The sequence below is a fragment of the Brevibacterium sp. ACRRH genome (assembly GCF_022346365.1).
GTDB lineage: Bacteria > Actinomycetota > Actinomycetes > Actinomycetales > Brevibacteriaceae > Brevibacterium > Brevibacterium paucivorans.
Map to the genome: position 1 here is coordinate 20,050 of NZ_JAKRMN010000009.1, position 26,396 is coordinate 46,445.

26 protein-coding genes and 1 tRNA gene are annotated in these 26,396 nt (G+C 59.0%); 6 read left to right on the forward strand and 21 right to left on the reverse strand.

Annotated elements, in window-relative coordinates; translation table 11 throughout:
- Positions 1 to 81 precede the first annotated feature (81 nt).
- Entirely contained in the window at positions 82 to 759 is a 678-nt protein-coding gene (locus MHX53_RS09380; RefSeq protein ID WP_102238405.1) for a Crp/Fnr family transcriptional regulator, read from the forward strand.
- Between the two features lie 201 nt (positions 760 to 960).
- On the forward strand, positions 961 to 1,767 hold the full coding sequence (locus MHX53_RS09385) for an MBL fold metallo-hydrolase (protein WP_239272430.1): 807 nt from the start codon (positions 961 to 963) through the stop codon (positions 1,765 to 1,767).
- Between the two features lie 23 nt (positions 1,768 to 1,790).
- Here MHX53_RS09385 and MHX53_RS09390 read toward each other — a convergent pair whose 3' ends face one another.
- The 7 genes from MHX53_RS09390 to MHX53_RS09420 all read right to left on the reverse strand — a co-directional run bounded on the left by MHX53_RS09390 (position 1,791) and on the right by MHX53_RS09420 (position 7,905).
- Positions 1,791 to 2,711: a hypothetical protein gene (locus MHX53_RS09390; RefSeq protein WP_239272431.1), complete on the reverse strand. Its 921-nt coding sequence runs from the start codon at positions 2,709 to 2,711 to the stop codon at positions 1,791 to 1,793.
- Positions 2,712 to 2,802: 91 nt separating this feature from the next.
- Complete coding sequence (locus MHX53_RS09395) at positions 2,803 to 3,258, reverse strand: RidA family protein (protein WP_239272433.1); 456 nt, start codon at positions 3,256 to 3,258, stop codon at positions 2,803 to 2,805.
- A 2-nt stretch (positions 3,259 to 3,260) separates the two neighbouring features.
- The gene (locus MHX53_RS09400) at positions 3,261 to 3,422 is read right to left on the reverse strand and encodes a hypothetical protein (protein WP_180965307.1); all 162 of its coding nucleotides are present in this window, start codon (positions 3,420 to 3,422) and stop codon (positions 3,261 to 3,263) included.
- A gap of 66 nt (positions 3,423 to 3,488) precedes the next feature.
- The gene (locus tag MHX53_RS09405; protein ID WP_239272435.1) at positions 3,489 to 5,807 is read right to left on the reverse strand and encodes a transglycosylase domain-containing protein; all 2,319 of its coding nucleotides are present in this window, start codon (positions 5,805 to 5,807) and stop codon (positions 3,489 to 3,491) included.
- A gap of 57 nt (positions 5,808 to 5,864) precedes the next feature.
- Positions 5,865 to 6,761, reverse strand: a complete 897-nt coding sequence (locus MHX53_RS09410; protein ID WP_239272437.1) for a metallophosphoesterase — start codon at positions 6,759 to 6,761, stop codon at positions 5,865 to 5,867.
- A 190-nt stretch (positions 6,762 to 6,951) separates the two neighbouring features.
- On the reverse strand, positions 6,952 to 7,545 hold the full coding sequence (locus MHX53_RS09415; RefSeq protein ID WP_239272438.1) for a cadmium resistance transporter: 594 nt from the start codon (positions 7,543 to 7,545) through the stop codon (positions 6,952 to 6,954).
- The gene (locus tag MHX53_RS09420; protein WP_239272440.1) at positions 7,546 to 7,905 is read right to left on the reverse strand and encodes a metalloregulator ArsR/SmtB family transcription factor; all 360 of its coding nucleotides are present in this window, start codon (positions 7,903 to 7,905) and stop codon (positions 7,546 to 7,548) included.
- A gap of 183 nt (positions 7,906 to 8,088) precedes the next feature.
- Here MHX53_RS09420 and MHX53_RS09425 point away from each other — a divergent pair, with 183 nt between their 5' ends.
- On the forward strand, positions 8,089 to 8,367 hold the full coding sequence (locus MHX53_RS09425; protein WP_239272442.1) for a recombinase family protein: 279 nt from the start codon (positions 8,089 to 8,091) through the stop codon (positions 8,365 to 8,367).
- 163 nt (positions 8,368 to 8,530) lie between these two features.
- On the opposite strand, the gene MHX53_RS09430 is transcribed toward MHX53_RS09425, so the two are convergent.
- The 7 genes from MHX53_RS09430 to MHX53_RS09460 all read right to left on the reverse strand — a co-directional run bounded on the left by MHX53_RS09430 (position 8,531) and on the right by MHX53_RS09460 (position 17,267).
- Positions 8,531 to 9,424 carry a metal ABC transporter permease gene (locus tag MHX53_RS09430; protein WP_239272444.1) on the reverse strand — a complete coding sequence of 298 codons (894 nt, stop codon included), beginning with the start codon at positions 9,422 to 9,424 and terminating at the stop codon, positions 8,531 to 8,533.
- Entirely contained in the window at positions 9,424 to 10,251 is an 828-nt protein-coding gene (locus MHX53_RS09435; protein WP_239272445.1) for an ABC transporter ATP-binding protein, read from the reverse strand. The genes MHX53_RS09430 and MHX53_RS09435 overlap by 1 nt, the downstream gene beginning before the upstream one ends.
- Positions 10,238 to 11,380 carry a zinc ABC transporter substrate-binding protein gene (locus MHX53_RS09440; RefSeq protein WP_239272447.1) on the reverse strand — a complete coding sequence of 381 codons (1,143 nt, stop codon included), beginning with the start codon at positions 11,378 to 11,380 and terminating at the stop codon, positions 10,238 to 10,240. Before MHX53_RS09440 ends, MHX53_RS09435 begins: the two co-directional genes overlap by 14 nt.
- 96 nt (positions 11,381 to 11,476) lie before the next feature.
- Entirely contained in the window at positions 11,477 to 12,511 is a 1,035-nt protein-coding gene (locus tag MHX53_RS09445) for an aspartate-semialdehyde dehydrogenase (RefSeq protein ID WP_239272449.1), read from the reverse strand.
- Positions 12,508 to 13,803, reverse strand: coding sequence for an aspartate kinase (locus tag MHX53_RS09450; RefSeq protein WP_239272451.1), 1,296 nt, complete (start codon positions 13,801 to 13,803; stop codon positions 12,508 to 12,510). The genes MHX53_RS09445 and MHX53_RS09450 overlap by 4 nt, the downstream gene beginning before the upstream one ends.
- Before the next feature lie 123 nt (positions 13,804 to 13,926).
- Positions 13,927 to 14,532, reverse strand: a complete 606-nt coding sequence (recR, locus tag MHX53_RS09455; RefSeq protein WP_343212368.1) for a recombination mediator RecR — start codon at positions 14,530 to 14,532, stop codon at positions 13,927 to 13,929.
- A 5-nt stretch (positions 14,533 to 14,537) separates the two neighbouring features.
- On the reverse strand, positions 14,538 to 17,267 hold the full coding sequence (locus MHX53_RS09460) for a DNA polymerase III subunit gamma and tau (RefSeq protein WP_239272454.1): 2,730 nt from the start codon (positions 17,265 to 17,267) through the stop codon (positions 14,538 to 14,540).
- A gap of 136 nt (positions 17,268 to 17,403) precedes the next feature.
- On the opposite strand from MHX53_RS09460, the gene MHX53_RS09465 reads away from it, so the two are divergent.
- A complete protein-coding gene (locus MHX53_RS09465; protein WP_239272456.1) occupies positions 17,404 to 17,664 on the forward strand; it encodes a hypothetical protein in 261 nt (86 codons plus the stop codon).
- Between the two features lie 30 nt (positions 17,665 to 17,694).
- On the opposite strand, the gene MHX53_RS09470 is transcribed toward MHX53_RS09465, so the two are convergent.
- Both MHX53_RS09470 and MHX53_RS09475 read right to left on the reverse strand, forming a co-directional pair.
- Positions 17,695 to 18,303, reverse strand: a complete 609-nt coding sequence (locus MHX53_RS09470; RefSeq protein WP_239272458.1) for a TIGR03085 family metal-binding protein — start codon at positions 18,301 to 18,303, stop codon at positions 17,695 to 17,697.
- Between the two features lie 17 nt (positions 18,304 to 18,320).
- Positions 18,321 to 19,175, reverse strand: coding sequence for a Sir2 family NAD-dependent protein deacetylase (locus MHX53_RS09475; protein ID WP_239272460.1), 855 nt, complete (start codon positions 19,173 to 19,175; stop codon positions 18,321 to 18,323).
- Positions 19,176 to 19,227: 52 nt separating this feature from the next.
- Here MHX53_RS09475 and MHX53_RS09480 point away from each other — a divergent pair, with 52 nt between their 5' ends.
- Positions 19,228 to 19,689, forward strand: a complete 462-nt coding sequence (locus MHX53_RS09480; RefSeq protein WP_239272462.1) for an NAD(P)H-dependent oxidoreductase — start codon at positions 19,228 to 19,230, stop codon at positions 19,687 to 19,689.
- 32 nt (positions 19,690 to 19,721) lie between these two features.
- Here MHX53_RS09480 and MHX53_RS09485 read toward each other — a convergent pair whose 3' ends face one another.
- Positions 19,722 to 20,051 carry a DUF4190 domain-containing protein gene (locus tag MHX53_RS09485; protein ID WP_102238390.1) on the reverse strand — a complete coding sequence of 110 codons (330 nt, stop codon included), beginning with the start codon at positions 20,049 to 20,051 and terminating at the stop codon, positions 19,722 to 19,724.
- Between the two features lie 2 nt (positions 20,052 to 20,053).
- A complete protein-coding gene (locus MHX53_RS09490) occupies positions 20,054 to 20,875 on the reverse strand; it encodes an aldo/keto reductase (protein ID WP_239272464.1) in 822 nt (273 codons plus the stop codon).
- A gap of 213 nt (positions 20,876 to 21,088) precedes the next feature.
- On the opposite strand from MHX53_RS09490, the gene MHX53_RS09495 reads away from it, so the two are divergent.
- Positions 21,089 to 22,711 (forward strand): inorganic phosphate transporter, encoded by a 1,623-nt coding sequence (locus tag MHX53_RS09495; RefSeq protein ID WP_239272466.1) that lies wholly within the window; start codon positions 21,089 to 21,091, stop codon positions 22,709 to 22,711.
- Between the two features lie 59 nt (positions 22,712 to 22,770).
- On the opposite strand, the gene MHX53_RS09500 is transcribed toward MHX53_RS09495, so the two are convergent.
- The 3 genes from MHX53_RS09500 to MHX53_RS09510 form a co-directional block, all read right to left on the reverse strand.
- Positions 22,771 to 23,661 carry an alpha/beta hydrolase gene (locus MHX53_RS09500; RefSeq protein WP_239272468.1) on the reverse strand — a complete coding sequence of 297 codons (891 nt, stop codon included), beginning with the start codon at positions 23,659 to 23,661 and terminating at the stop codon, positions 22,771 to 22,773.
- Between the two features lie 114 nt (positions 23,662 to 23,775).
- Positions 23,776 to 25,566, reverse strand: coding sequence for a BCCT family transporter (locus tag MHX53_RS09505; RefSeq protein WP_239272470.1), 1,791 nt, complete (start codon positions 25,564 to 25,566; stop codon positions 23,776 to 23,778).
- A 687-nt stretch (positions 25,567 to 26,253) separates the two neighbouring features.
- A tRNA-Ser gene (locus MHX53_RS09510) sits at positions 26,254 to 26,338 on the reverse strand.
- Positions 26,339 to 26,396: the final 58 nt, after the last annotated feature.

The following is a 26,396-nucleotide window of genomic DNA, read 5'->3' on the forward strand; positions in this document are numbered from 1 at the left end:
TACAAATCGCCTGTTGACATGTGACAAGCGCCTCAAAGGGGGTAGGTTTGTATCAAGGACATTTTCACACGGAGGTAGATAGTGGACATCGAAGTCGTCCGCAGTGCGACCCTGTTCGCCGGACTAGATGAAGAATCGACCAGCGCCCTCATGAAGTTTATGAAACCGCGCAGCATCCGTCGCGGCACTCCCCTTTTCCACGAAGGCGACAGCGGAGACGAGCTCTACATCGTGTCCACTGGAAAGCTCAAGGTGGGTCGCGAATCCGCAGACGGACGCGAAAACCTGCTGTCGGTTGTGGGCCCCGGCGAAATCATCGGTGAGCTCGCACTGTTCGATCCAGGCCCGCGTTCATCCACGGTAACCGCCGTGTCACAGTCAGAGGTTTTGAGCCTCAAGCACGAAGACCTGCTCAGCTGGCTCGAAGAACGCCCGCAGGCCGCAATGAATCTGCTGAAGGCGTTGGCACAGCGTCTGCGTCGCACCAACGAAACCGTTGGCGACCTGGTGTTCTCCGACGTTCCTGGCCGTGTCGCTAAGGCCATCCTCGACATGAAGAACCGCTTCGGAAAGCCTGCACCAGACGGCATCTTGGTGCCGCACGACCTCACCCAGGAAGAACTCGCACAGCTCGTTGGCGCTTCCCGTGAAACCGTGAACAAGGCACTGGCTGACTTCGCGGAACGTCGCTGGATCCGCCTCGAAGGACGCTCGGTCGTCATCCTTGACCTGGAGCGCCTGACCCACCGCGCCCACTAACGCGCTACCCAAAAAGCGTCCGGGCACCCACAACTACTGGAGCACCCGCTTGCCTCGCGAGCGGGTGCTCTTGCCACCTCGGCCCCGCCACACACCCGGCACCCCGCCTTGCGATAGTCACACTGTGGACACCAGTTCAGTAATCGTGGAACGTGTACGTACCATGAAAGCACTGATCGTCCACGTGAGGAGAGAGAGGCAATGAAGCCGCATATCCGCGTGACAGCCCAAAACCCGTCCCCCATGACGCTCGACGGCACTAACTCCTACATCGTTCCGTCGAGCGACCTCTGCTCTGTTGCCCTGATCGACCCGGGACCTGAGCTCAGCTCACACAAGCGAGCACTCGAAAACGCCGTCGACTGCGCCACACTCACGGCTATCGTGCTCACCCACCACCACGCCGACCACTCTGAAATGCTGGGCACCGCCCACGAATGGGCCCCGGGTGTGCCCATTTACGCAGTCGATGAAGCCTTCGCAAAGGGAGCACCGGCCCTGACGTCGCTACCGCCTGAAGGGCACGTGGTCGAGTTCGGTTCGCACGAAAGCGACCGCCTCACGCTCATTCCCACGCCGGGCCACACCGCAGACTCCATCAGCGTGCTCCACGGCAACACCCTGTTCTCTGGGGACACCATCCTGGGTGAAGGCACCACCGTCATCATGTACCCGGAAGGCTCCGTAGGACAGTATCTGGACTCCATGCAACGGATCTCTGCCCTGGTCGATCACACCGTTGAGACCATCGAACCCGCCCACGGCCCCACCGTCGAAAACCCCCGCGCGGTTGTCGACTACTACATTTCGCACCGCAACGAACGCCTCGACCAGGTGATCGCGGCCGTTGAGCGCGTAGGCACCATTGAGCTCGATGAAGCCGACGCTATCTCGCAAGAATACGCCGGCCGGGTCGCCGACATCGTCTACGCGGACGTGCCTCAGAAACTGCGCCCCGCCGTCTTGTCGTCAGTGTCGGCGCAACTGGAGTACCTGCTGGAAGGCTAGCCCCGACCGCGGCCCCGGCCCACTTACACCTCGGTGGGGTTTGCCGGGCTTTCGACTTCTTCCAGCTCTGAAGTCAAGGACTGCGGGTCCTCGCCTTCTTCGTCGCCCGAGGTGTCAACCACCTCGGTCTGCCGCGTCCGGCCCCGCTCGGATGGGTCCGCGAGCGGATCCAGGGACACCCACCATGTCCCGTCTCTCTTGAACACCTCGGGGGTAATGGGCGTGACATTGCGGATCTTGCACATCGCAGCAGCCACGCTGGGCACGCCCAGTAGCGATTCGCAGATGAGTCGCACGGGACCACTGATGAAATCGCTGGAATGTTCGCCACACATCGACAGAACTTCGGCCGGGCTCACCCAACCGCCCCACGCACCTGTGATCGACTCGAAGTTCACGCTCTGATCCGGTGGCATCACGGTGGTGAAATACACCGTGTCAAAGCGTTTGAGTTGCCATTCGGTGTTGACCCACCGTAGCCACGGTCGCAACATGTCCGGGCGGAACTCCAGGTTGCGCGTCTCCAGCACGTCGCGAAACGCCACCTTCTTCTGGAACAGCTTGGCCCGCGCGTCACGCACATACGACACGTCAGTGTCCGTTGCGATCGTTCCATCCGCACTCTGCGCAACAAGCACTCCCGTGAGCTCCAGCGCAACCCGCCCGGCCGCCACGAAGTACGCCAGCGAACGGGTCACGTTGGTTTTGCGCAACATACGCGCGCACCGTTCCGGGCTGGCCCCAGCCATGGGCAACCACCGAGAGTCAGACGGGCGCACGTGCCCACTAGGAAAGTCCCACCGGTTACGGTCATCCTGCCCCGGTTCGTCGACGTTGCGAGTCATAAACATCTGGACGCCATGCGCAGAGTCGCGAATCAAAACAATCGCTGCGGCGGGTAGCGGTTGAGGAGGTGTCAGCGTTCGCTGTCCACCTTCGAACATGTTCAAGATCTTCGCGAGCCCCTGTGACGCGGGGATCGTGTGTGAACGGTGTGGCAGGGGATGTCCTTACGTGGGTAGCTCGGCGCTGACCCTAGATTCGTACCGTGACTTCAACTTCGACCGAGGTGCCCAATGGTAACGCTGACACACCCACGGCCGAGCGTGCGTGTTGGCCACGCTCACCGAACACTTCACCGAGCAGTTCAGAGGCGCCGTTGATCACACGCGGCTGCTGGTCGAAGCCGGGAGCTGATGCAACAAACCCCACAACCTTCACCACCTGCTTGACACGTTCCAGATCACCCACGACCGACTTGATCGCTGCAAGCGCGTTAATAGCGCACAATTTGGCCGCATCATAGCCTTCCTCTACCGTGACTGAGTCGCCCAGAACACCAGGGTTGACCAGTTCACCGCTTACAAACGGCAATTGTCCCGAGGTGTACACATGGTCACCGTCGACCAGCGCCGGGACGTAAGCGCCGGCAGGTGCTGGCACCTGGGGCAGTTCGATGCCCAGCTCCGTGAGCTTTTCCGCGACTGTCACGTTCAGCCCTCCTGCTTAGGACGCTTGAAGTATGCAACCAGTCCCTGACCATCAGGGCCGGGAACAACCTGAACCAGCTCGTAACCGTCTTCGCCCCACATGTCCAAGATCTGCTTAGTGTTGTGGATCAGAAGAGGAGCAGTCGCGTATTCCCACTTTTGCATGTCGTCACCTTTCTTAGTGCGCCCCGCAGGACGCTCAATCATCTGGGTCAAAGGAACCAACGATGGTTAACCGATGATGGTGTTGGATCCGCCTCCGCCGCCGTTGTTGCCGCCACCGTTGCTACCGCCGCCTTTGTTTCCGCCGCCGCCGTTACCGCCGCCACCCTTGTTGGACGGCTTCTTCTTTGGCTTAGGGGCGGGGCGACTGTTACCTCCGCCGCCGTTGCCACCTCCGCCACCACCGCCGGAGCCCATCATGGAGCCAGGGGCGCGGAACCCTTCATTACCCTTGGTGTGTTTGATGGCCTTGCTCATGTATGCCTGCCACGACGGGCCAGCGATAGTTCCACCGTAAATGCGTCCCCGCACTTTACCCTTTGAGTTCTTACGCCAGTCGCGCACACCGTCAGGGTCACCTGCCCATACAGCAGTCGACAGCTTAGAAGTGAAGCCCAACAGCCACGTGTGACCAACCTCGAAGTTAGTGGTACCCGTCTTGGCACCAGCAGGTGCGCCAATCCTAAACCGCGAGGTTGTACCACCGTTGAAGGTTTGCGACAGTGCGTATGCCACACCTTTAGCCACATCAGGTTCAATTGCTTCGTGGCAGTCGGGATCCGGGGTCTTCACGTCTTTACCCTCAGCGTCCTTAATACTGTCGATGGGCGACGGTTTGCAGTACGTACCGCCGGAAGCAAACACCGCGTAAGCGGAAGCCATGTCGATCGGCGTCACGGGAGTGGTCCCCAGGATCGAAGACGGCATGGTGGAGATGTAAAGGTTTCGTTCCTTCTTCCAGTTTTCTTGTGGCTGGTCGAGCGGTTCACCGTTTCCGTACTTCAGCCCCAACGCCTGTGCGGTCTTCATGATTCCACACATGTTGAGCTGGTTACCCATTGCCGCGTAGCCGGTGTTCACCGACTTCTTGGTGGCCTGGAGCGCACTCATCGAGCTGGATCCCCCACCGTCACCGGCGTTGTTGGGGTTCCAGTTACCACCTACAGCTGGGCACCCATCGTACTTCCAAGAACTAGCTGAGTATGTACGTTTCGTCGCGTTGACCGTGGTGTTAAGTTTCTTACCTTCGCGCAACCATTCCGCCAACACGAACGGCTTCCACGTCGAACCAACCTGGAACCCACTCGCACCGTTGTGCTTACGGTCCACGTTGTAGTTCAGCTGGGTGTCGAAGTTCTTCTTACCTTCGGCCACCGAATAGTTACGGTTCTGGGCCATTGCCAGAACCTTTCCGGTCCCTGGTTCAACGGACACGATCGAGTGCCCCGCACCCGATGGGTCACCAACCGGAATACGTTTCTTCACGGTGCTATCGGCAGCCTTCTGCATGTCCCGGTTGAGGGTCGTCTTGACCGTCAAACCACCTCGGGCCAGGACGTTAGCGCGCTCTTCTTTAGTCTTACCGAAAACCGGGTCGTTCTCGATGACTCGCTGCACGTAGTCGCAGAAGTACGCAGCGTCCTTAGCGGCAGCACACCCGTTTGGTGTGTTGTGGATCTTCAGGCCAAGGTCAGTTTTGACAGCTTTGTCGTGTTCTTCCTGCGAAATGTACTCGTACTTGAGCATCTGCCCCAACACGATGTTTCGGCGCTGTAATGCGCGGTCGGGGAAACGTTCTGGGTTGTATGCCGCAGGGTTCTTCACCACACCAGCCAACAGAGCCGACTGCTCGAGATTCAGGTCTTTTGCCTTAATGCCCCAGTAGTGGTGAGCGGCCGCTTCAACACCATACACACGTGGCGAACCGGAGTAGTTGTTGATGTTCAGGTAGCGATTGAGAATCTCAATCTTGGGGTACTTCTTTTCAAGTGCAGTTGCGAGTTTAATCTCACGCAACTTACGCGCATAACCGGCCGCACCGTCGGCTTCTGTCGCTGCGTCCACACCCTCGGCGTCGTCCTGCGAGTGCGCGTTTTCTGACAGCACGTTCTTCACGTACTGCTGTGTCAGCGTGGAACCACCCTGTTTGGAGTCGGAGAACGTGTTGTGTACCAACGCGCGGAAAATACCCTGCAGGTCCACACCACCGTGGTCAAAGAAGCGTTCATCTTCAACCGCGACAGTCGCGTCCTGCATGTGTTGCGAAATGTCGTCGATGTGGACTTCTTTACGGTTCTGCCAGTAGAAGCTAGCGATCTCCGAACCGTCGGCGGCGAGCATCTTGGACTGCTCAGCCAACGGCCGCTCTTCCAGCTCAGCCGGGAGCGACTCGAAGATTTCGGCAACGTTCTTAGCACCGACCGAGGCGACACCAACCGAAGGAATCGCCAAACCGGCACCCACAATTCCCGCGATTGCACTGACCGCAATGAACTGCAGGATCAGTGACATTCCGATGGTTTTTTTGTTGGACGCAGAAGACACCATGCGATCATTGTACCGACGACCGCAAATACCTGGGTTCAGCTGAAACTGAGTATCCGCTCAGGATTCGCGAGCCACAAGCTCCATGAGAGTTACCTCAGGTGGGCACGCAAATCGCACCGGCGCGAAGATCGAAAAGCCCAGTCCTGCACTGATGTGAACAGGGACTCCTGAGCGTGTGAACAGGCCGCGTGCTTCGTCCCGAGGTCTGTCAGAGTTGGTGACGGGCGCCCCGTATCCGGGGATGCGGATCTGGCCGCCGTGAGTGTGACCGGCAAAGACCATCTGAGCTCCCGCGTCGATCAGTGCGTCGACCGAGGTGGAATAGGGTGAGTGGGTCACGCCCACGTTGAGATCGGCACCGGTTTCGAAGTGTGGGTGTTCCGGGCTGATGTGCGCGTTGTTCATGTGCGCATCGCCCAGACCAGAGACGCTGACTTTCACACCTTTGACCTCGAGGGTTGCGTTGCAGTTGTCCACGAAGTTCCACCCGCGCAATGTGAGCGCCCGGCGAAGGTCGTCAGCCGGAAGGTCAGGCTCAGTCTCTTTTACCTCGCTAGGACCCATGAGGTATCTGGCCGGGTTTTTCACAGCAGGGCCGTGGAAGTCGTTTGACCCGAACACAAAAATTCCGGGGAACGCGGTGAGCGGGGCAAGCGTGTGGATCACGGTGTCGAGCGAATTGAACCCAAAGTTGTCGCCCGTGTTAATCACCAGGTCTGGTTGGAGTTTTGCCAGCGCGCGAACCCAGTTGATCTTGTGCTTTTGCCACGGCGCAACGTGGAGATCGCTGATGTGCAAAACGCGCAAAGGCGCGCTGCCGTGAGGCAGAACCCGGCATGTCTGGTGGCGCACTCTAAACAGGTGCGGCTCGATACACGCGCCCCACACACCTGCTGCGACGGCGCACGTTCCACCTACACCCACGGCCAAGCGAAGAATGTTCCTTGTGTCCACCCTTTTACGCTACCCCGAAATGACAAACGAATGTTGGTGTGAGTTACACCCCAATAGGGCAGTTTTAGAATTTCTGTCGCCCTAGCGTGGTCGAGTCCCTGCGGCAGCGGCCTTTCACAACTTCATAGGCGGTTCAGTTGATGCCGGTGAGGAAACCTAGAGAGGCCCTGGGAGCACGGGAATGAGCTTATTAGAGGCCGAAGGCGCCACCGCTGACGAGGATGAAGATACCCAGGCCGATCAAAACGATCGGGAACAGCACATGCTCCCAGCGTTCGAGAACCTCCGCGATGGGTGGGCGGGTGGCCACGAACTTCGCCAACAGGACCAGGCCCGCCACCAGGATCAGAAAGACGACGCAGTAGATGATAACAGTGGCGGTATCCACGTTGAGAAAAACCGGGACATAGACGCCGATATTATCGCCACCGTTGGCAAAGGTCACCCCGGCGACGGTCAAGACGCTTACGTTCTTTCCGCTGACTTTCGCGTCATCGTCGTCATCGTCTCCCTGCCAGGCTTGCCAGGCCGCCCACAGTCCCAGGGTCAGGGGGATTAGCCCGAAGTAGGGGATCGCCTCGGTGGGCAAGAAAGCATCCGCCCCTAGGGTGACCAGGATCGTGGCTGCGAGGATGCTCGCGAAACCAAGGTACTGCCCGGCCAGGATCCGAAGTGTGGTCCCTGCTTGGCCGGCCCCACGGGCGAAGAACAGCGAGAGCACGATGATGTCGTCGATATTGGTGGCGATAAACAGACCAACCGCCCCCAGGAGACCAGCTACCACTTACCTGTTCCCCTCTCCGGTGGCGCACCCGGGAACGTCACATGCCGAGTCAATACACGGGGCATTCTCGTCGGCAGCCAGAGTGGTATCCAGCAGTGAGTTCAACGCCTGGACAAGATGGGCGTCGACGATCGCGTAGCGGGTCTTCCGCCCCTGCGGTTCGGCGACCACAATTCCGCAGTCCCGTAGGCAAGTGAGGTGGTTGGACACATTTGACCGCGTCAGTTCCAACTCCCGGGCGAGAGCGGCCGGGTAGGCCGGGCCACCCAGCAGGGTCAGGAGAATACGGGACCGGGTGGGATCGGCCATCGCTCGACCCAATCGGTTCATCACGTCCAAGCGCGAAGCAATAGTCAGCATGCACTGAACTATACAGTGCCTGCTGAACTGTTGCAACGAGAATCGAACGTCGGCCCGACGGTGATGTGTGACACAGGCGGCACCCTTCGGTGCTGCCCGTGTCGAAATCGTTCGTTTTTGACGCAAAAACCCGGTTTCCGAAATGGCCCCATACGTAAAGGTGGGTGCGTTACGTTTTTGAGTATGGGACATGATTTCGGCTACGCCCGGGTCTCCACCGGCGACCAGGACGCCCGACTCCAACACGACGCTCTCACCGCGGCCGGCTGCTACCGGATTTTCGCCGACACCGCTTCCGAATCGTTGGAGTCGCGTCCTGAACTCGACAAGTTACTCGATCAACTTCGCCCCGGTGACACGTTGGTGGTCTGGCGCCTGGATAGATTGGGCCGGTCAATTAGGCATCTGATTGATCAACTCGCCGGCCTCCAGGAGCGGGGAGTGGAGTTTCGGTCGCTGTAGGAAAGCATCGACACTTCCTCCTCCGGCGGGCGCTGCGCAAAGAAACTGGGGTATTACCTACGCGGCAGAAGGACCCCTCGAAGTCCACATAACCGGGCATTGCGACAGGATGACTCTCGGAATCTGTGCCAACGACTTCTGGCTCTGACAGCACACCCAACGCTTACACCCGGTGTTCTGCATCGAGCTCGGCCAAACGATGATTGCGTTGGCGCGCGTATCGCTTTTCGCGACTACGACCGATCAATCTGCATACCGCATAAATGAGGAAGCTGATGGTAGTGACAAACGGGCTGATAGGCACGACGGGCGAACCCAGAGCAATCAGCACACCACCCACCGAGGACACCGTGGCAAACACCACCGACAACACCGGCACCAGGTACGGGTTCGAAGAAATCTGCGTGGCCGCAGCCGCTGGGGTCACCAGCAGTGCCATCACCAACAACACACCAACAACCTGAACGCTCAACGCGACAGCCAGACCCAACACCAGCATGAAGGTGATCGTCAGGAAGCCGATTGGGACACCTCGGGCGCGGGCGACCTCGGCGTCAATAGACGCGAACGCCAACGGACGCCAGATCACCGCCAACACGACAACCACAACAGCGGCACACACCATGAGGACTTTGAGTTGGCCCGGGTTGACCGCCACGATCTGACCGGTGAGCAGGCCAAACTTGTTAGCCGCGCGACCCTGGTACAGCGCCAAGAAAAGAATTCCCAAGCCCAGGCCAAACGGCATCAGAACGCCGATGATCGAGTTCTTATCGGACGCGCGAACGCCACCTGCACCAATGAGGAAAGCCGCGATGAGCGATCCACAAATGGACCCGAACACCACGTCGAATCCCACTAAGAGCGCGAAAGCAGCACCTGCGAAAGACAGTTCGGCAACACCGTGAACAGCAAACGGGATATCACGGATGATGACGAAGTAGCCCACCAAGCCACCCACCATTCCCAGCACCGCCGACGCCAGAATGGAGTTGCGCAGGAGAACCACGAGCTCACCGTAGTGTTCGAACGTAAAAAGTTGAGTCAGCTGTTCCACTACTCGACGCTTTCTGGTTCGGGATGGTGATGTTGATCATAGCCACCAACAACAACCACGCGTCCACCGATGTTGAGCACTTCGACCTTACTGTCGAACAAGTGCGAAAGGGCCTCAGAATTCATCACTTCGTTGGGCGTGCCCACCAAGAAGTGACCGCCCACAATGTAAATGATGCGGTCCACGTAGGGAAGAATCGGGTTGATTTCGTGGGTGACAAACAGAATCGCGGTGTCGTTTGTTTTGCGTTCTTTGTCCAACAGCGACGCCACCAAGTGCTGGTGTGGGATGTCCAGGCTCAGAAGAGGTTCGTCGCACAAGAGCAAGCGCGGGCTACTGGCCAACGCGTGCGCCAAACGCAAGCGCTGCATCTCACCGCCGGATAGGGTGCCCACGGGTGCGTCTGCGTAGTCACCGGCTCCCACGAGATCAAGAAGGTGGTCGATACGCTTCCGGAACTTCGAAGATGGCAGGCGCAGCCCCCAACGGTGCCCGTCTACACCCAGGGCCACAATGTCACGAGCGCGCAACGGCGTAGCCGGGTCAACGGACCGCTGTTGTGGCACGTAGCCAATATCCGGGTCGCCTTTGCGCACTCCGTGGTCGCCCACGCGGATCGAGCCACCAGACAGTTTGTACTGTCCCAGTAGCACTTTGAGCAGGGACGTCTTACCGCTGCCGTTTGGTCCTAGAACGGCGATGAACTCTCCCGGTTCTACCTCAAGGTCGAGGCCATGCCACAGGACGCGCTCACCAAATTTGAGGAGTCCGTCGCGAATCTCCAAAACAGAGGTTCGCGACGGACTCTCGTGCTTATTTGAGGGCACTGTTTACTTCATCGACGTAGCCGGACATCCAGTCGGCGTAGTTTGAGCCCTTGGGCATGGTTTCAGCCATGTCCACGACAGGAATACCAGCTTCTTCAGCTGCCTTCTTCAGAGATTCGGCCTGATCGTTAGTTGCCTGCGTGTTGTAACCCAGGATGACAACCTCTTTGTTCTTCAGCTGGTCTTGAGCCTTCTTGAACACTAGAGGAGGTGCGTCGTTACCTTCTTCAATTGCAGACAAGAACTCTGGTGGGGTCGCTGGTTCGAGCCCCATGTCTTCAAACAGCCACAGAGGAACTGGCTCAGTTGCCGCGGCTTTCTTGCCTTCGTTCTGCGACTTAGTGTCAGTGATCTTTGTGTTCAGATCTTCAAGCTTGCCACGCAGGTCGTCGGCGTTCTTCTTGAACTCGTCTTTGTGCTCCGGCGACTTCTCGCTCATGGTTCCAGCGACTTCGTCCACCAGCTTGATCATGGTGGGCACGGAGTACCACACGTGCTCGTTGAACGCACCGTGGTCATGGCCGTGGTCGTGGCCTTCATGGTCGTGACCCTCGTGGCCTTCCTCGCCGTGCTCGTGGTCGTGACCCTCATGGCCTTCTTCACCGTGTTCGTGGTCGTGACCCTCGTGGCCTTCTTCACCGTGTTCGTGGTCGTGACCCTCGTGGCCATCCTCGCCGTGCTCGTGGTCGTGACCCTCGTGACCCTCTTCACCGTGTTCGTGGTCATGGCCGTGGTCGTGAGGTTCGTTACCCAGTCCCTCCGAACCCGGGAGGCCGGAGATCGAAACTGCGTCAACCACCTCGGGCTTGGAGTCAGAAGCCTCCAACAGCGTGGTCATGAAAGCGTCGTAACCACCGCCGTTTTGCACAACTACGTCTGCTTTGGACAGCTTAAGTTGGTCTTCTGTAGTCGCCTCATAGGAGTGCGGGTCTTTCGACGGGTCGTCAATAATCGGCGTGACATCTACAGCGTCACCGCCAACCGTCTGAGCAATGTCGGCGTAGACGTTGGTCGATGTCACCACGTTGAGCTTGTCATCGCCGGAATCACCGGACTGGGATCCGCACGCGGACAAAATGAGGGCACCTGCTGCAATGATCGCAACTGACGTAGCACGAAGCGACTTCATGGAAGACCTTTCTAGCTAAAAGAAACAACCAGAAAATATCCGCGCACCCCAATTATTGACAAATAGTTATATAAGCATGCCTCTATGCGTGAAGCTCTATTTGCGCTGGTCGAGCAGGGCAGCGATCTGCACTGTGTTCAGGGCAGCGCCCTTGCGCAAGTTGTCGTTCGACACGAACAGGGCCAAGCCCTTGTTCCCGGGGACTGACTGGTCGCGTCGGATTCGACCCACCAAGCTGGTGTTACCGCCGGCCGCCTTGAGTGGCGTTGGCACGTCTTCAAGTTCCACGCCTGGCGCCTGCGCCAAGATCTGGGCCGCCTCGTCAGGTGTGATGTCGCGTTCAAACTCCGCGTTGATGGACAGTGAGTGGCCAGTGACAACGGGAACGCGCACGCACGTACCGGACACCAAAAGTTCCGGGATGCTCAGGATCTTGCGTGATTCGTTACGCAGCTTCTTCTCTTCGACGGTTTCGCCGTCACCGTCGTCCACCATGTCACCGGCGAGCGCCAGCACGTTAAACGCAATCGGTTCGGTGTACACGGTCGCGGCACAGCCGGCCGCCTTACCGTCCAGGGCAAGACCGCGTGCATTGGGAACGGCGGCCTCAGTTTCACTCACCAGCCCGTCGACACCGGCAACTCCGGAACCTGACACGGCCTGGTACGTGCTGATGACCAGGCGAGTCAATCCGGCGGCTTCGTGCAGTGGTTTGAGCACAGGCATGGCCGCCATCGTGGTGCAGTTCGGGTTGGCAACGATCCCCTTGGGGATCCGGTCCAGCGCTTCTGGGTTGGCCTCAGAGACCACCAGTGGCACCTGGTCGTCAGAGCGCCATGCGGACGAGTTATCCACCACGATGACGCCGGCTTCTGCAAAGCGTGGCGCGTGGGCTTTAGACGTGGCGCCCCCAGCCGAGAACAGGGCCACGTCCAAACCTGACGGGTCAGCGGTCGCTGTGTCTTCAACGACAACCGTGCGACCTTTGAATTCCAGTTCCGTGCCAGCTGAGCGGGCAGAGGCGAAGAAACGGATGTCATCAATGTCAAAGCCAGGGTCGTTGGCCAAGAGTTCGCGCATGACACGACCAACTTGGCCGGTTGCTCCGACCACGCCAACTTTCAGGCTCATCGTCCGGTACCTCCGTAGACAATCGCTTCGTTTGAGTCACTGTCCAGGCCATATGCCGTGTGCGCAGCCTTCACTGCGTCGTCGAGCAGGTCTGCGCGCGTCACAACACTAATCCGAATCTCTGATGTGGAAATCATGTCGATGTTGATGTGCGCTTCTGACAACGCATCAAAGAGCGTGGCGGTGACTCCCGGGTGGGAACGCATGCCTGCCCCAACCACTGACAGCTTTCCGATCTGATCGTCATAGCGCAGGTGATCAAACCCGATGCTTTCTTGCACGTCGTTGAGCACTCGCGTGGCAGTCGCGCCGTCAGACATGGGCAATGTGAACGAAATGTCCGTGCGCCCAGGATCGCGCGTGGAAATGTTCTGCACGATCATGTCGATGTTGATTTCGTTTTCCGCGATCACCCGGAAGATCTCTGCGGCTTTACCGGGGATGTCGGGAACGCCCACAACGGTGAGTTTCGCTTCTTGTCGGTCGTGGGCAACACCAGAGATTACAGCCTGTTCCATGCTTGTTTCCTCTTCTTCAGGAGCGAATTTAGGGGGAATGGGCGAGTCGCTAACCCAGGTTCCGCGGTTGTGGCTAAAGGATGAACGCACGTGCAGTGGCACATCGTATTGGCGGGCGTACTCGACGGCTCGCAGGTGCAAGATCTTCGCACCCGAGGCGGCCATTTCGAGCATTTCTTCGTAGCTCAGGTGGTTGACTCGGCGGGCAGTTGGCACGATTCGCGGATCCGCCGTGAACACCCCGTCGACGTCGGTGTAGATTTCACACACATCCGCGTCGAGCGATGCGGCGAGCGCGACAGCGGTGGTGTCCGAACCACCTCGGCCCAGGGTGGTGATGTTCTTGGTGGTGTGTGAGACACCTTGGAACCCGGCAACGATTGCGATGTTTCCGTTCTCGAGAGCCTCTTTCACGCGCATGGGTGTGACGTTGACGATGCGAGCACGGCCGAAGGATTCGTCGGTGATCATTCCGGCTTGGGACCCGGTGAAGGATTGCGCTTCGAAGCCCAGGTTGGCGATCGCCATTGCGAGTACTGCCATGGAGATGCGTTCGCCCGCAGTGAGCAGCATGTCGAGTTCGCGGGCCGGTGGAAGTGGCGAAATCTGGTTTGCCAGGTCGATGAGGTCGTCGGTGAAATCGCCCATAGCTGATACGACTACGACAACGTCGTGACCAGCTTTACGGTATTCGACGATCCTGCGAGCTACTCGCTTGACTGATTCGGCGTCGGCAACCGATGATCCACCGAACTTCTGAACAACTAAGCTCACACTTGTTCTTTCTGTGTAATAGGACGACGCTTGCGCAATGGCTCCATTGTAGAGGAACGCGAATGTGCCGGGCGTACTCGTGTCACACTTGTGAATTTTGCGTTGCCCAAGGTGGTCGCCGGGTTATTCGCTTGTGTGTACTTGCGTACGTCCTTGGAAGGCGCGGCCCAAAGTCACTTCGTCGGCGTATTCGAGATCGCCACCTACGGGCAGTCCGCTGGCCAGTTTAGAGACGTTGACACCCACGGTAGAAAGCAGGCGGATCACGTAAGTTGCGGTCGCTTCGCCTTCGAGGTTGGGGTCGGTTGCGATCACGCATTCGCGCACGTCGCCGGTTTGGAGCCGGGTGAGGAGCTGTTTGATACGCAACTGGTCTGGGCCGATCCCAGCCATGGGGTCGATTGCCCCGCCCAGCACGTGGTAGAGCCCTCGGTATTCGCGAGTGCGCTCAATCGCGACAACATCTTTGGCTTCTTCGACCACACAGATTACGCTCTGGTCACGTCGCGAGTCCTGGCAGATCGCGCACTTTTCACCCTCGGCGACGTTTCCGCAGATTTCACAGAAGTTGACGCGCCGTTTCACCTCAGTGAGCGCGCTGGCTAGTTTTTCGACTTGCTGAGCGGGAGACTGCAGGATGTGAAATGCCAGGCGTTGCGCAGATTTGGGTCCGATTCCTGGCAGTTTTCCCAGTTCGTCGACGAGGTCGGCGAGGACACCGTCGTAGATGGCACTCATTCGTCAACTTCCTCCAAAATCTCGCCACCGATCACTCTTAAGAACACGGGCACCCCAATGTCGCGAGCCTCCGTGATCTCTGGGTCGCTTTCGGTGTCGTAGTCGTCGTAGTTGGTGACGTCCGGCCCCTCGGTCGCGGGGTTCTCGGTTGCCTGCGCGCCTGCCGGTTGAGCGTCAGTGTGCTCTGGGCCTTCCGCTTCCGAAGCGGTGGTTGACTCTGTTCCCACACCCGCTGTCGCCACGGTCTCCTCTCCCGAGGTGGATCCGGGGACGTGTTTTTTCGGTTCACGCTTCCCCAGGTCCGCCCATGGCTCGTTGTTGGACTCCTGCTTGGGCTGGGACTTGGATGCGGGCCCTGGCTCGTCGTAGCCCAGGTTGGGGTCGGCGTAGGCGCCTAGGTAGTCTTCGAGTTCGTTGGGTTCGTCGACCGGAGGCGGGACCACAACCTGTGGCACTTCAACGGCTCCGTGCCCCGCCGAGGTGTCAGATTCGGTGTAATCGCCGTACGAACTGTGGGTGTCGGAAGCTGGCTCGTGTTTCGGTTCCGCGCTCGCCGGTTGGCTGTCAGCTATGTCGCCTGTTCCCCCAGTTTCCCTACCTCCGAAGTTCTCATGACCTGTATCGCCCGTATGGTCGCCCTCCTGTGAATCGGAGGACTCTCGGTTGCGGTTGGCCGGCGTTTCGGCGTCCAAGTTCCAGTATTTTTCGCGGTCTACCGGAGCTTGGTCTACGGCCCGGGGCCCCACGACCGCATCGACTTCTTCTTGCGTTGGACGTGGACGGTTAGGTTGTGGCGCGTTCTGTGGTCCAGGCGCGGGTTGGCGTTGCGCGTGTTCAGGCTGCTGCGCGCGAACCTCCGTATCTACGCCCACATCTCCGATCACCACGTTCGCGCGAATCCCCAGCACCTCGTTGATCGCTTGCGCAAGTTTGTCGCTGTTTCCTGGCCGGTCGAAGCTCGCCACGGACCACTGGTTATTGAATCCCAACACCAGCGCACCGTCGCGGAACGCCTGCGGAACCGCGTTGCCAGACAGGATCGCGCGCACCAACCGACTCTTCCCGGTGAGTGCATCGAGAATGTGCGGCCAGCTCCTGCGGATCGCATCGATTTCGTTGTTGCCAGCGTTCGCAGTTGGTTCCGGCTGTCGCTGTGGCTCTTCCCGCCGAGGTGGTGCAGTCTCACGGCGAGGCTCAGGCTGCTGTTGGGACTCGGGCTGGTTCCGAGTGCGCGACTGTTGCTGTGGTTCCGGCTGTCGCTGAGGCTCTGATGGTTGATCGGCCGTTGCGAGCTCTTCAGCGGCGAATGCGAAGTCTGCAATCGAGTCGAGATCGGCCTGTGGTTTTTGAGCACTCCCCTGAGACTGAGCACTCCCCTGCTCACCTCGCTGAACTGACGCCTGGGCACCCGGCTGAGCTACCTGCGACTGCGCACCTTCCTGCCCCTCTGACTGAGGAACCGCAGGTGACTGGGTAGCAGCGGGGGTCTGGGCCACCTCGGGCGCGTTCCCCTCAGCCTGCGCTGGAACCTCTGGTGGCACGTTGCTTGCACGGCCGGTGGGCGACATACCCACCCGGCGTTCCAAACGCTCCACACGGGACACAACTGCGCGCCTGGCCGACTCCACCGACGGCAGTAGAACCCGCGCGCACATGAGTTCCAGTTGCAAACGCGGGGAGGTTGCGCCCGACATTTCACTTAAGCCTTCGTTGAGCATGTCGGCGGCCCGCGAAAGTTCAGCCGCTCCGTACTGTTGGGACTGTGAAATGAGCCGTTCAAGAAGGTCGTCCGGGGCTTCCGGTAGGAACGCTCGAGCCTGGTTAGGTGCCGTGCCCACCACGATGAGGTCCCTAAATCGTTCGAGCAAGTCTTCGACAAAACGGCGAGGGTCCTGACCCGACTCAATCACGCGGTCGACAACGCGGAACACGGCTGCCCCGTCACCTGCGCTGAACGCGTCGACAATGTCACCCAGCAGGGACTCCGGCGTGTATCCCAACAGCGCCACGGCCGTCGTGTAATCCAAACCGTCAGGGCCTGCACCGGCCATGAGCTGGTCCAAAACAGACAGGGTGTCACGGACCGATCCCCCACCTGCACGCACAACCAACGGCAGGACACCTTTGCCCACCGCTACGTTTTCGCGTCGGCACAGTTCCGTCAGATACGACGTGAGGATGTCCGGTGGCACCAACCGGAACGGGTAATGGTGGGTACGCGAACGGATGGTTCCAATGACTTTTTCCGGCTCAGTGGTCGCAAAAACGAACTTCACGTGCGGAGGCGGTTCCTCCACCAGTTTCAGAAGCGCGTTAAATCCCTGCGGTGTGACCATGTGGGCTTCGTCCAAAATGAACACTTTGAACCGGTCACGCGCCGGCGCATACACCGCTCGTTCACGCAGATCACGCGCATCGTCCACACCGTTGTGGCTGGCCGCGTCAATCTCCACCACATCGAGCGACCCCGGCCCTCCCGTGGCCAGGTCGCGACACGACGCACACTGCCCGCACGGGGTTGACGTGGGTCCCTGTTCACAGTTGAGGCACCTGGCAAGGATTCTGGCCGAGGTGGTTTTTCCGCACCCGCGCGGACCAGAGAAGAGGTACGCGTGGTTGACCCGCCCATTGTCGAGGGCAGCCTTCAGCGGACCAGTGACATGGTCTTGCCCGATAACGTCATTGAACGTATCGGGCCTGTAGCGACGGTAAAGAGCGGTAGACACATTTACTAGCCTAATGCCACCCACTGACACAGTGGAGTCCATAGCCCTCCCGCCCCGCAAAAAGGGGGCGTATGATGTCCATCAGCGAACCACCTCGGGCAAGTACCCCGAAAGAACGCCCACCCAAGGAGAGACCGTGGACGAGCCTCAAATGCTTGCAGTCATCATTGTGGCCGCCTGCTTCGCGGTGGCATTTTTTGGTGGCTGGTACCTCATTCACCGCACCATGACCCGGCCAGACTCCTACATTGGAGCAAAAATGGTCAAGCGCGAAGAAGAGATGCGCAGGCAACAGGAGGGATCAGAGCACCTGTTACCGAACGACCCGCGCGCAGACTTGCCACCCAACACAAACGGAACTGCGGGGAAGCCAGACAGGCCGGACACCTCGGGCTAAAACCGCGCCTGCCCAACTGCACCCACCCACTTATGAGCGCAACGAAACCTGCGCGTGGTCCTTACGTCCGAACAGATACATCACCAGTTCCGACGGCTTACCTTCCAGCACCGCGGCACCCTCGTCGGTATTGCCCACGTGAAGCTCACCGTGCCCGGGAGCGCGCACAATCAGCGGGCCTTCGTTGCGGACGCTGGGCGAGTGTGCCAACGGCTTGCACACGTTCCACAGCTGGGCTTCCAGTTCGGGAAGGATGTTGCGTGGTTCCCAACCTTTGCGTGCGCGGCGAATGTCCTCGTGGTGGACGTAAAACTCGCCGGTGTTGGTCAGAACATCCACCGGAGTCCACCCCATAGGCGAAAGCACGCCCGGCCCGGCGGCAACCATGCCCACCAGCTTCTCCCACGGGAGAGCCTTCAATTCTGATTCGCGCATCGCGGTGCGCTTGGCAAAGAATTCGACTTTGCCCGCTTTGTCACTGGCGTTGGCCGGCAACGCTGCTGGGTAACGGTCGCGGATCACCAGGTGAACCGCAAGGTCCAAGGTGGTCCACCCTTCACACAGGGTGGGGGCATCGGGGCCCATTTCACGAAGTAGAGCGGCGACTGACAGGCGTTCTGCGCGAGCAAAGTTCGTCATATTTCAAGCCTAGAGCCTTACCACAGTGGGAGGAAGTCCTTGACCCGCGAAACTGACCGATACGTCACCAGTTCATCGCCCCGCGTGGGGCCATCAGTGACAACCACGATGGGTTTGCCTTCTTTGAACGCGTTCTTCACGAACCTCAACCCTGACAACACGGCAAGGGAACTCCCTAACACAACCAGGCCGCGACCTCGGCCGGCCAGCGCGTGAGCTTCCCGGTTACGTTCCGCTGGAACGGAGTCACCAAAGAACACGACGTCAGGTTTGAGGTCACCACCGCACACGGGGCACGGCAAGACAACGAAGCCTTGCGTGTCGTCGACAGCCACGTCGCCATCCGGTGCGGTTTCGAGCATTTCGGCCGATACGCCCAGCTGGCGCGCGAAGTCCGGGTTGAGGGCGTGCAGTTCGTCTTGGACCCACTGGCGGTCAAACAGGTTTTCGCACCTCAGGCAGATCACCCGATCCAAGCGCCCGTGCAGATCGATGACATTTTCGCTGCCTGCGGCTTGATGCAGGCCGTCGACATTCTGTGTGATGAGTCCGCCCGGGGCTATGCGTGCGAGTTCGTGGTGCGCCGGGCCGGGGTGTGCGTCCAGGATTTTGTCCCAGCCTAAGAACGACCTGGCCCAGTAGTGGCGGCGGTTACTGGCCGAGGCGCGAAAAGCTTGGATGGTCATCGGGGTGCGGCGGGGAGAGTTGGGGCCACGGTAGTCGGGTAGGCCGGAGTCCGTGGAGACTCCCGCACCAGTGAGGACCGCCCAGTCGCTGGCTGGCATCGAGTGCAAAACGGCTACGATCTGTTCATCGGTGTGGCTTGGGTTTGGCCTGGCGAGCCCTGCTAGCGGGTCCTTGATTCGGGCCATGTGTTCTCCTGTCGCGTGCGCACGTCTTGCACGTCCGTTGTACCGTGGCACTATGCCTAGCACTACACCAACTGTGTTGTTCGTCCACCATTCGCCCAGTCCGCGTGTGGAACAGCTCGCCCAAGCGGTGCGCGATGTCTTCACGCTACCCGAACTCGACGGCGTCACGCTCGTTGAGAAACCTGCGCTCGAGGCAACGACTGAGGACGTTCTGTCCGCCGATGCCTACATTCTGGGCACCACCGCGAACTTCGGATACATTTCCGGGGCACTCAAGCACTTCTTCGACACGACGTACAACGATGTCCGGGAGCCCACCTCGGGACGCCCGTTCAGCTATTTCATCCACGGTGGCTTTGACACCACGGGCGCAGAGCGTGCCATGGAAGCGATCACCACCGGTCTGGGGTGGAAGTTGATTGCAGAGCCCGTGACGTTCACCGGTGAAGTTGAGGAGTCCCACACGGACGCCATCGCCGAGGTCGCCGGCACCGTAGCTGCCACCGTCATGTAACGCTGACGGCTGGGGCGGGTGACTGGGACTGGTTACTTGGCTGGCGTGCCGGGACCGGGAGCCCCGTATGGGTCTTGAACGAACGACACGATCAGGATTCCCACGATCACGGCCGTGAGCACCACACTCACGATGAGGAAGATGATTCCCCAGGTCACGGCCCAGCGCCCGAACTTATTGTCCGGAAAACCGTCTTCACGCGAACGCTTGCGCGCCATTCCACCCATGATGATTCCGGCGATTGGCCCAATGAACGCAAACCCGATCAGGCAGGACAGCGACGCGACGAACGCGACAACCCCCAAGGGCGCGTGGGGGTCAGTTTCACGTGCGTCGAGCTTTTCGGGTGAGTCGTCTGACATGTTTACTCAGCGCCTAGGTCCATGGGGTGAGGACCAATTCGGTTGTCAGTGTTGAGCCCGCTGATCGCGGCCATGTCGCCGTCTGACAGGGCGAAGTCGAACACCTGGAAGTTTTCGCGAATGCGGCTTTCCGTCGCGGATTTAGGGAAGACGATCCGGCCGGCTTGCAGGTGCCAACGAAGCACCACTTGCGCTGGCGTGCGACCGATCCGTTCAGCGATCTGTGTAACGGTGGGGTTCTCCAGGTCGTGCGCCCGGCCCAGTGGCGACCACGCTTGGGTCACCGCACCGTATCGTGCGTTGTCTGCGCTCAGCTCAACCTGCGTGAAGGTGGGGTGGAGCTCAATCTGGTTGACGACTGGGCGAACCGAAGCGTGTTTTGCCAGTTCGTAGAGGTCACTTTCACGGAAGTTGGACACGCCAAGTGACTTCACCAGACCGTCAGCTTGCGCCTGCTCAAGTGCCGACCATGCTTCGAGTCGCTTGTTCTGTTCAGGTACTGGCCAGTGGATGAGGTAAAGGTCTACGTAGTCCAGGCCGAGTTTGGTCAAGCTTTCTTCGAGTGCAACACGCGCATCCGAGTGGCGGTTGTTCCACAGTTTGGTGGTCACGAAGAGGTCTTTACGGTCGATTCCGCTTTGGGCAATGGCTTGCCCGACGCCCTCTTCATTCTTATAGATCGCGGCAGTGTCAATGTGCCTGTATCCGGTCTCCAACGCAGTTGTAACGGCCGGAACGATGTCGTCAGTGGAAATTTGCCACACGCCAATTCCCAGTTGCGGGATGGTGTTTCCGTCGCTCAACGTCAGCTGTGGGACTGTCATGACCGTTCCTTTCTCAACGAGATCCCCGGACTTCTCTTTTTACCACTCACCGGCGTTGGTTTCATGCCCTGAGTAACAGTCTGATACTCACCACGAACGTGTCTGTTCGAAAAGCGCAAAGAGTAAACACACTCGTCACTCAATGTTCACCCCTTTCTGTCTTTTGGGTTAACCATCAGCGCCACGATGAGTATGTACTACGAAAGGTTTGTTATGTCTGAATCTGTTGACCAAAAGTCAGGCACGTCAGCCAAACCAAAAACGTCCGGTTTCTTAGGACCTGACCGTTGGTGGCACATCGCGTTCGGTGCTCTTATGGCCATCGCCCTGGTGTCGTTCACTCTCTGGTCGTTTGGCTACGTCGACCCAAGCGCAAACCGCATCCTCCTCATCACCACCATTCTTTTTGGTCTGTTCATGGCCTTCAACATCGGTGGTAACGACGTTGCGAACTCGTTTGGAACCAGTGTGGGTGCCGGAACGCTTTCCATGAAGCAGGCGCTCGTTGTCGCGGCGATCTTCGAAGTGAGTGGTGCCGTGCTGGCCGGTGGTGAAGTCACCGAAACCGTGCGTTCAGGGATTGTGGACTTGAACGCGTTTGACCTTGCACCCATGGACTTCGTGTTCATCATGATGTCTGCTTTGCTGGGAGCGGCATTGTGGCTACTGGTTGCAACCCGTATGGGTTGGCCGGTGTCTACCACCCACTCGATTGTGGGCGGTATCGTGGGTGCCTCGCTGACGCTGGGATTCGTTACCGGCACCGGTGGATGGTCCATGGTGCAGTGGTCAGAAATCGGCAAGATCGTTATGTCGTGGGTGCTCTCGCCGCTCTTGGGTGGGATCGTTGCGTGGCTTCTATTCGGTCAGATCAAGAAGCACATTCTGGTGTTCAACGACCGCATGGATGAGAAGCTGCGCGAGCTCAAGCGTGAACGCGCTGAGCTTCGCACCACGCACAAGCAGGCGTTCGAACGACTGGACGAACTTCAGCAGATTTCGTACACCAACGCCATGGCACGTGATGCTGAAGTGTACTTGCGGGACAACTACGACCCGCAAGAGCTCGAATCCGACTACTACCGCGATCTACACCAGATTGAAGAACGCGCAAAGGAAATCAACGCCCACCGCGCACTGGAAACGTGGGTTCCTCTGCTGGCTGCGTTCGGTGCTGTGGTCATTGGTTCGATGCTGTTGTTCAAGGGTTTGAAGAACCTGCACTTGGACTTGGGTTCGGTGGGTAACTTCTTGATCTTGGGCATGATCGCTGCGTCCGTGTGGATGGCAGTGTTCATTTTTGCTCGCACGCTCAAGAAGCAGGCCTTGTCACGCTCCACGTTCCTGCTGTTTAGCTGGATGCAGGTGTTCACGGCATCGGCGTTCGCGTTCAGCCACGGATCTAATGACATCGCAAACGCGATTGGACCGTTCGCAGCGATTCTGGACGTGCTCAAGACCAACAGCATTAACGACGAAGCGGGAGTGCCCGCAGCGGTGATGGTCACCGCCGGTGTGGCGCTGATCGCGGGTCTGTGGTTCATTGGTCGATTCGTCATCAAGACCGTGGGATCGGGACTCACCGAAATGCACCCTGCTTCCGGTTTCACCGCGGAGCTCTCTGCTGCCGGTGTGGTCATGTTGGCCTCGGTGCTGGGTCTGCCGGTGTCGTCGACTCACATCCTCATTGGTGCAGTTCTGGGTGTGGGAATCGTGAACAAGGCAGCGAACTGGAACCTCATGAAGCCAATCGCGCTCGCCTGGGTGATCACGGTACCTGCAGCGGCTGCAATTGGTGCGGTTGGCGTTCTGACTCTGCGCGCAGTCTTCGGCTAAAACGCACACAAGTAAAAGCGCACACAACCAAACACGTACGCGCGGGGGTAGCCATGTGGCTATCCCCGCGCAAAGTGTTTGAGCAGATGAGCCGCAACGACCTCGGGCGCTTCTTCAGGTAACCAATGCGAGCGCCCGGTGAGTTCCACGAACTCATACGGCCCTTCCACATACTGGCCGGTGAGCTCAGCGGAACTGCGCGCGAACGCCGCATCCTCACTCCCCCACACGTACAGCGTGGGGACCGTGATGGGTTGCGTGGGCATGTCCATTCCCAACCCCAGCGCGCGGTAATACTTGAGGCTGGCGGCTAACACCTCGGGGTCATTGAGGCGTTGCACGTACGCATCTTCGATGTGCCGCGGAATCGCACCTTGGTACACGGCCCGAAGTTTCACGGCGTCATCCCGCAACATACTGGTCACGATCTGCTCCGGGTGGTGGCGGATCTTGCGCAGGTATTCCATGCGTTCGTACTGGTCGGGGTCGCGCGCGATCATCTCGCCGTGGGCCCGCGTGTGCGCCGAGGCCAGCGACGTGAAGGTCTGGATCCGGTGGGGCATGTGAGGAACAGCCGCCCAACCCATCACGCCGCCCCAGTCATGGCCCACCAGGTGAAAGCATTCAATGCCGGCGGTATCAGCAACGGCGGCGAGGTCGTTGACCAGTTTTTCGACCGTGTATTCTTCCAGCGCATCGGGGCGCAGGCCGGGTGAGTATCCGCGCTGATCGTAGGCCAGGATGGGGTGGCCCGCCTTGAGAAGTTCGCTTGCGATGGGCTCCCAGCATGACGCGAACTCCGGCCAGCCGTGGACCAGGATCACCGGGGTTGAAGCGCCGAGGTCGCCGGCCGTGTAGCCGGTGAGTTTGCCTTCCGGCGTGTTGAAGGTGGTTGCGTGGCCGCCGAGCCGGGCGGCCAGGTCGGCATACGGGTGCGCTTGGCTGGTCATGTCTCCTCCTTGAGATCGTGACGGTACAAAAACAAAGCGAGCGTTACTGCACTCTATAACGTGCAGTAACGCTCGCTTTTATGTATCCAGTTGTTTAACTGAACAGCTTAGGCGCTACTTCTTTCGTTCGAAGCCGCTACGAGTACGACTGATTCGGTAGTCGATCCGTTCGTCAATACGCGCATCGACCGGGCGACCGAACTTCTCGTCGAAGTCGTCCACCAGCGATTCACTAATGCTGCGGTAGACCTCACGTAGACGTTCGCGCTCAATCGCCGACACATCAGCCTTGAAGCTGCGCAACGTTGCCACGCACATGAACAGCAGCACAACACTGAAAGGAAGAGCCGTAGCGAGCGCGGCTGCCTGCAGGGATGCCAGACCACCGGCCAGCAACAGCCCGATCGCAAGCGCACCTTCCAACACCGCAAACAGGACTCGCGACCACACCGGCGGGTTGGGGTGACCACCCGAGGCCAACATGTCCACAACCAGCGAACCGGAGTCGGAGGACGTGATGAAGAAGATCGTCACCAAAATGATCGCGATCACTGACAGGATCGAGCCCAGAGGCAGGCCAGACAGAACGTGGAACAAAGCCGCTTCGGCAACAACTTTACCTGCTTCATTCACCAGGTCACCTTCGCCAAAGAACTGGCGGTAAATACCCGCCCCGCCCATGACGGAGAACCAGAAGAAGCCCACGATCGACGGAACCAGGAGCACACCGGCGATGAACTGTCGGACGGTACGACCTCGGGAAATGCGGGCGATGAAAACACCTACGAATGGTGCCCAGGAAATCCACCAACCCCAGTAGAAGATGGTCCACGATGAGTTCCACGTGGCACCTTCTTCACCGGTGTACGCGCCCACGTCAAAGGTCATGTTGAGCACATTGGCCAAGTACACGCCGATCGACTCGATGAAGTTTTGGAACAGGAACAGGGTGGGACCCACCAACAGCACGCTGATGAGCAGGATTCCCGCGAGAGAAAGATTGATGTTCGACAACCAACGAATACCTGCTCCCAGACCACTCACAACAGACATGGTGGCTAGGAACGTGATAGCAACGATCAGGATGACGAGGAGGCGGTTGTCAGCTTCACCAACAACACCGAGTTCTGCCAGACCGGTTGCAATCTGCTGAACGCCCAGACCCAGCGAGGTGGCGATACCGAAGATGGTTCCGAACACCGCGAGGTTGTCAATGACGTCACCCATCCAGCCTTTAACGCGTTCACCCAGAAGAGGTTCAAGTGCCCAGCGAATCGAAACGGGACGACCACGACGGTGTACCGCGTACGCAAGCGCAAGACCGATCACGGCGTAGATTGCCCACGGGTGGAGTCCCCAGTGCACGAAGGTCTGTGCCATAGCGAGCTGGCCACGCATGGCCTGGTCTTCTGGCCATCCTGGCTTAGGGTCAACGGTTGCGTAGATGAGCGGTTCACCCACACCGTAAAACACCAGACCGATTCCCATACCAGCTGCGAACAGCATGGCAAACCACGACAAGAGACCAAATTCTGGCTTGTCGTCATCTTGGCCCAGTTTGATGGAACCGTACTTGGAAAACGCTACGGCCAGGGAAAACACAATGAAGGCGGCGATCACCAGCATGTACCACCAGCCCAGTGTGCCTACGATCCATCCCTGCATGGCGCCGAGTGCGTCACCGGTGGCTTCAGGGGCAGCGATTGCGATGATGGCAACCGCAAGGACCACGATGAGCGAAGGCCAAAAGACGAAGGGGGTCACTCCGCCTTTCGAGATCCGCACACCCTGGCGCTTCAGTTTTTCAATGATGACTTCGTCCGAGTCACCCTCTTGGACTTTGTTCTTTACTTGGTCCTGAACTTGATGCTCAATTTCGTGTTCTTCACCGAGTGCTGAAGACATAAACTCTTCCCAGTTTGGAGTCACAAATAACCCATCGAGTCTAACGAAACCTTGGGAATACGCTAAAAAAACTGCTTCACTCACTGACGAGGAGCAGTTCACGGCCCTAAAGAGGTTCTATAGATTGGCGCAAAGTGAGCAAAAGCCGCACGCCACCTCGGACCCCGAAGCGCGTTTAGCTACAGTCAAATCTGCCGACTGTAGCTAAACGATGAAAACCCGAGACGTGACCCAGTGGCATACCGAGGCGCCCGCCAAACACGGTCCTTATGAGGTCCTATAGAGGTGCTATAGATGGCGCAAAGCGAGCGAAACTGCGCAATATATTGCGCAGTTTCGCTCGCTTTGCGCCGTCTGGACCTGGCCAAATCACCCGGAGTGCTTCACTTGGACTGCTCTTCCGAGCAGATGTGACACACCAATCAGATACCACGTCGCCACGCGCACAAAAACCGTTTACCCACCACCCCTCGAACAGGGTTGGTGGGTAAACACCCTTTTTGTTCGTTTTGTTCACTTTTTCGGCTCAAAATCGGCCAGTTACACACCACCCCTATGCGCAAACCTCGTACTTGTGGTGGGTAACTGGGGGGAGGCATGCAAGGGGGGACGATGACCCGACACATCAACGGCGCAAAGCAAAAGTCTCGGGACATCGAGTGAACGATGTCCCGAGACTTCACAACGCGGAGGATAGGGGATTTGAACCCCTGAGGGCGTTAACCCAACACGCGTTCCAGGCGTGCGCCATAGGCCGCTAGGCGAATCCTCCGCAGAGTAGCTTAACGGACTCATGCGACTTTTACTAATCGCACCTGTCTCGGCTACAC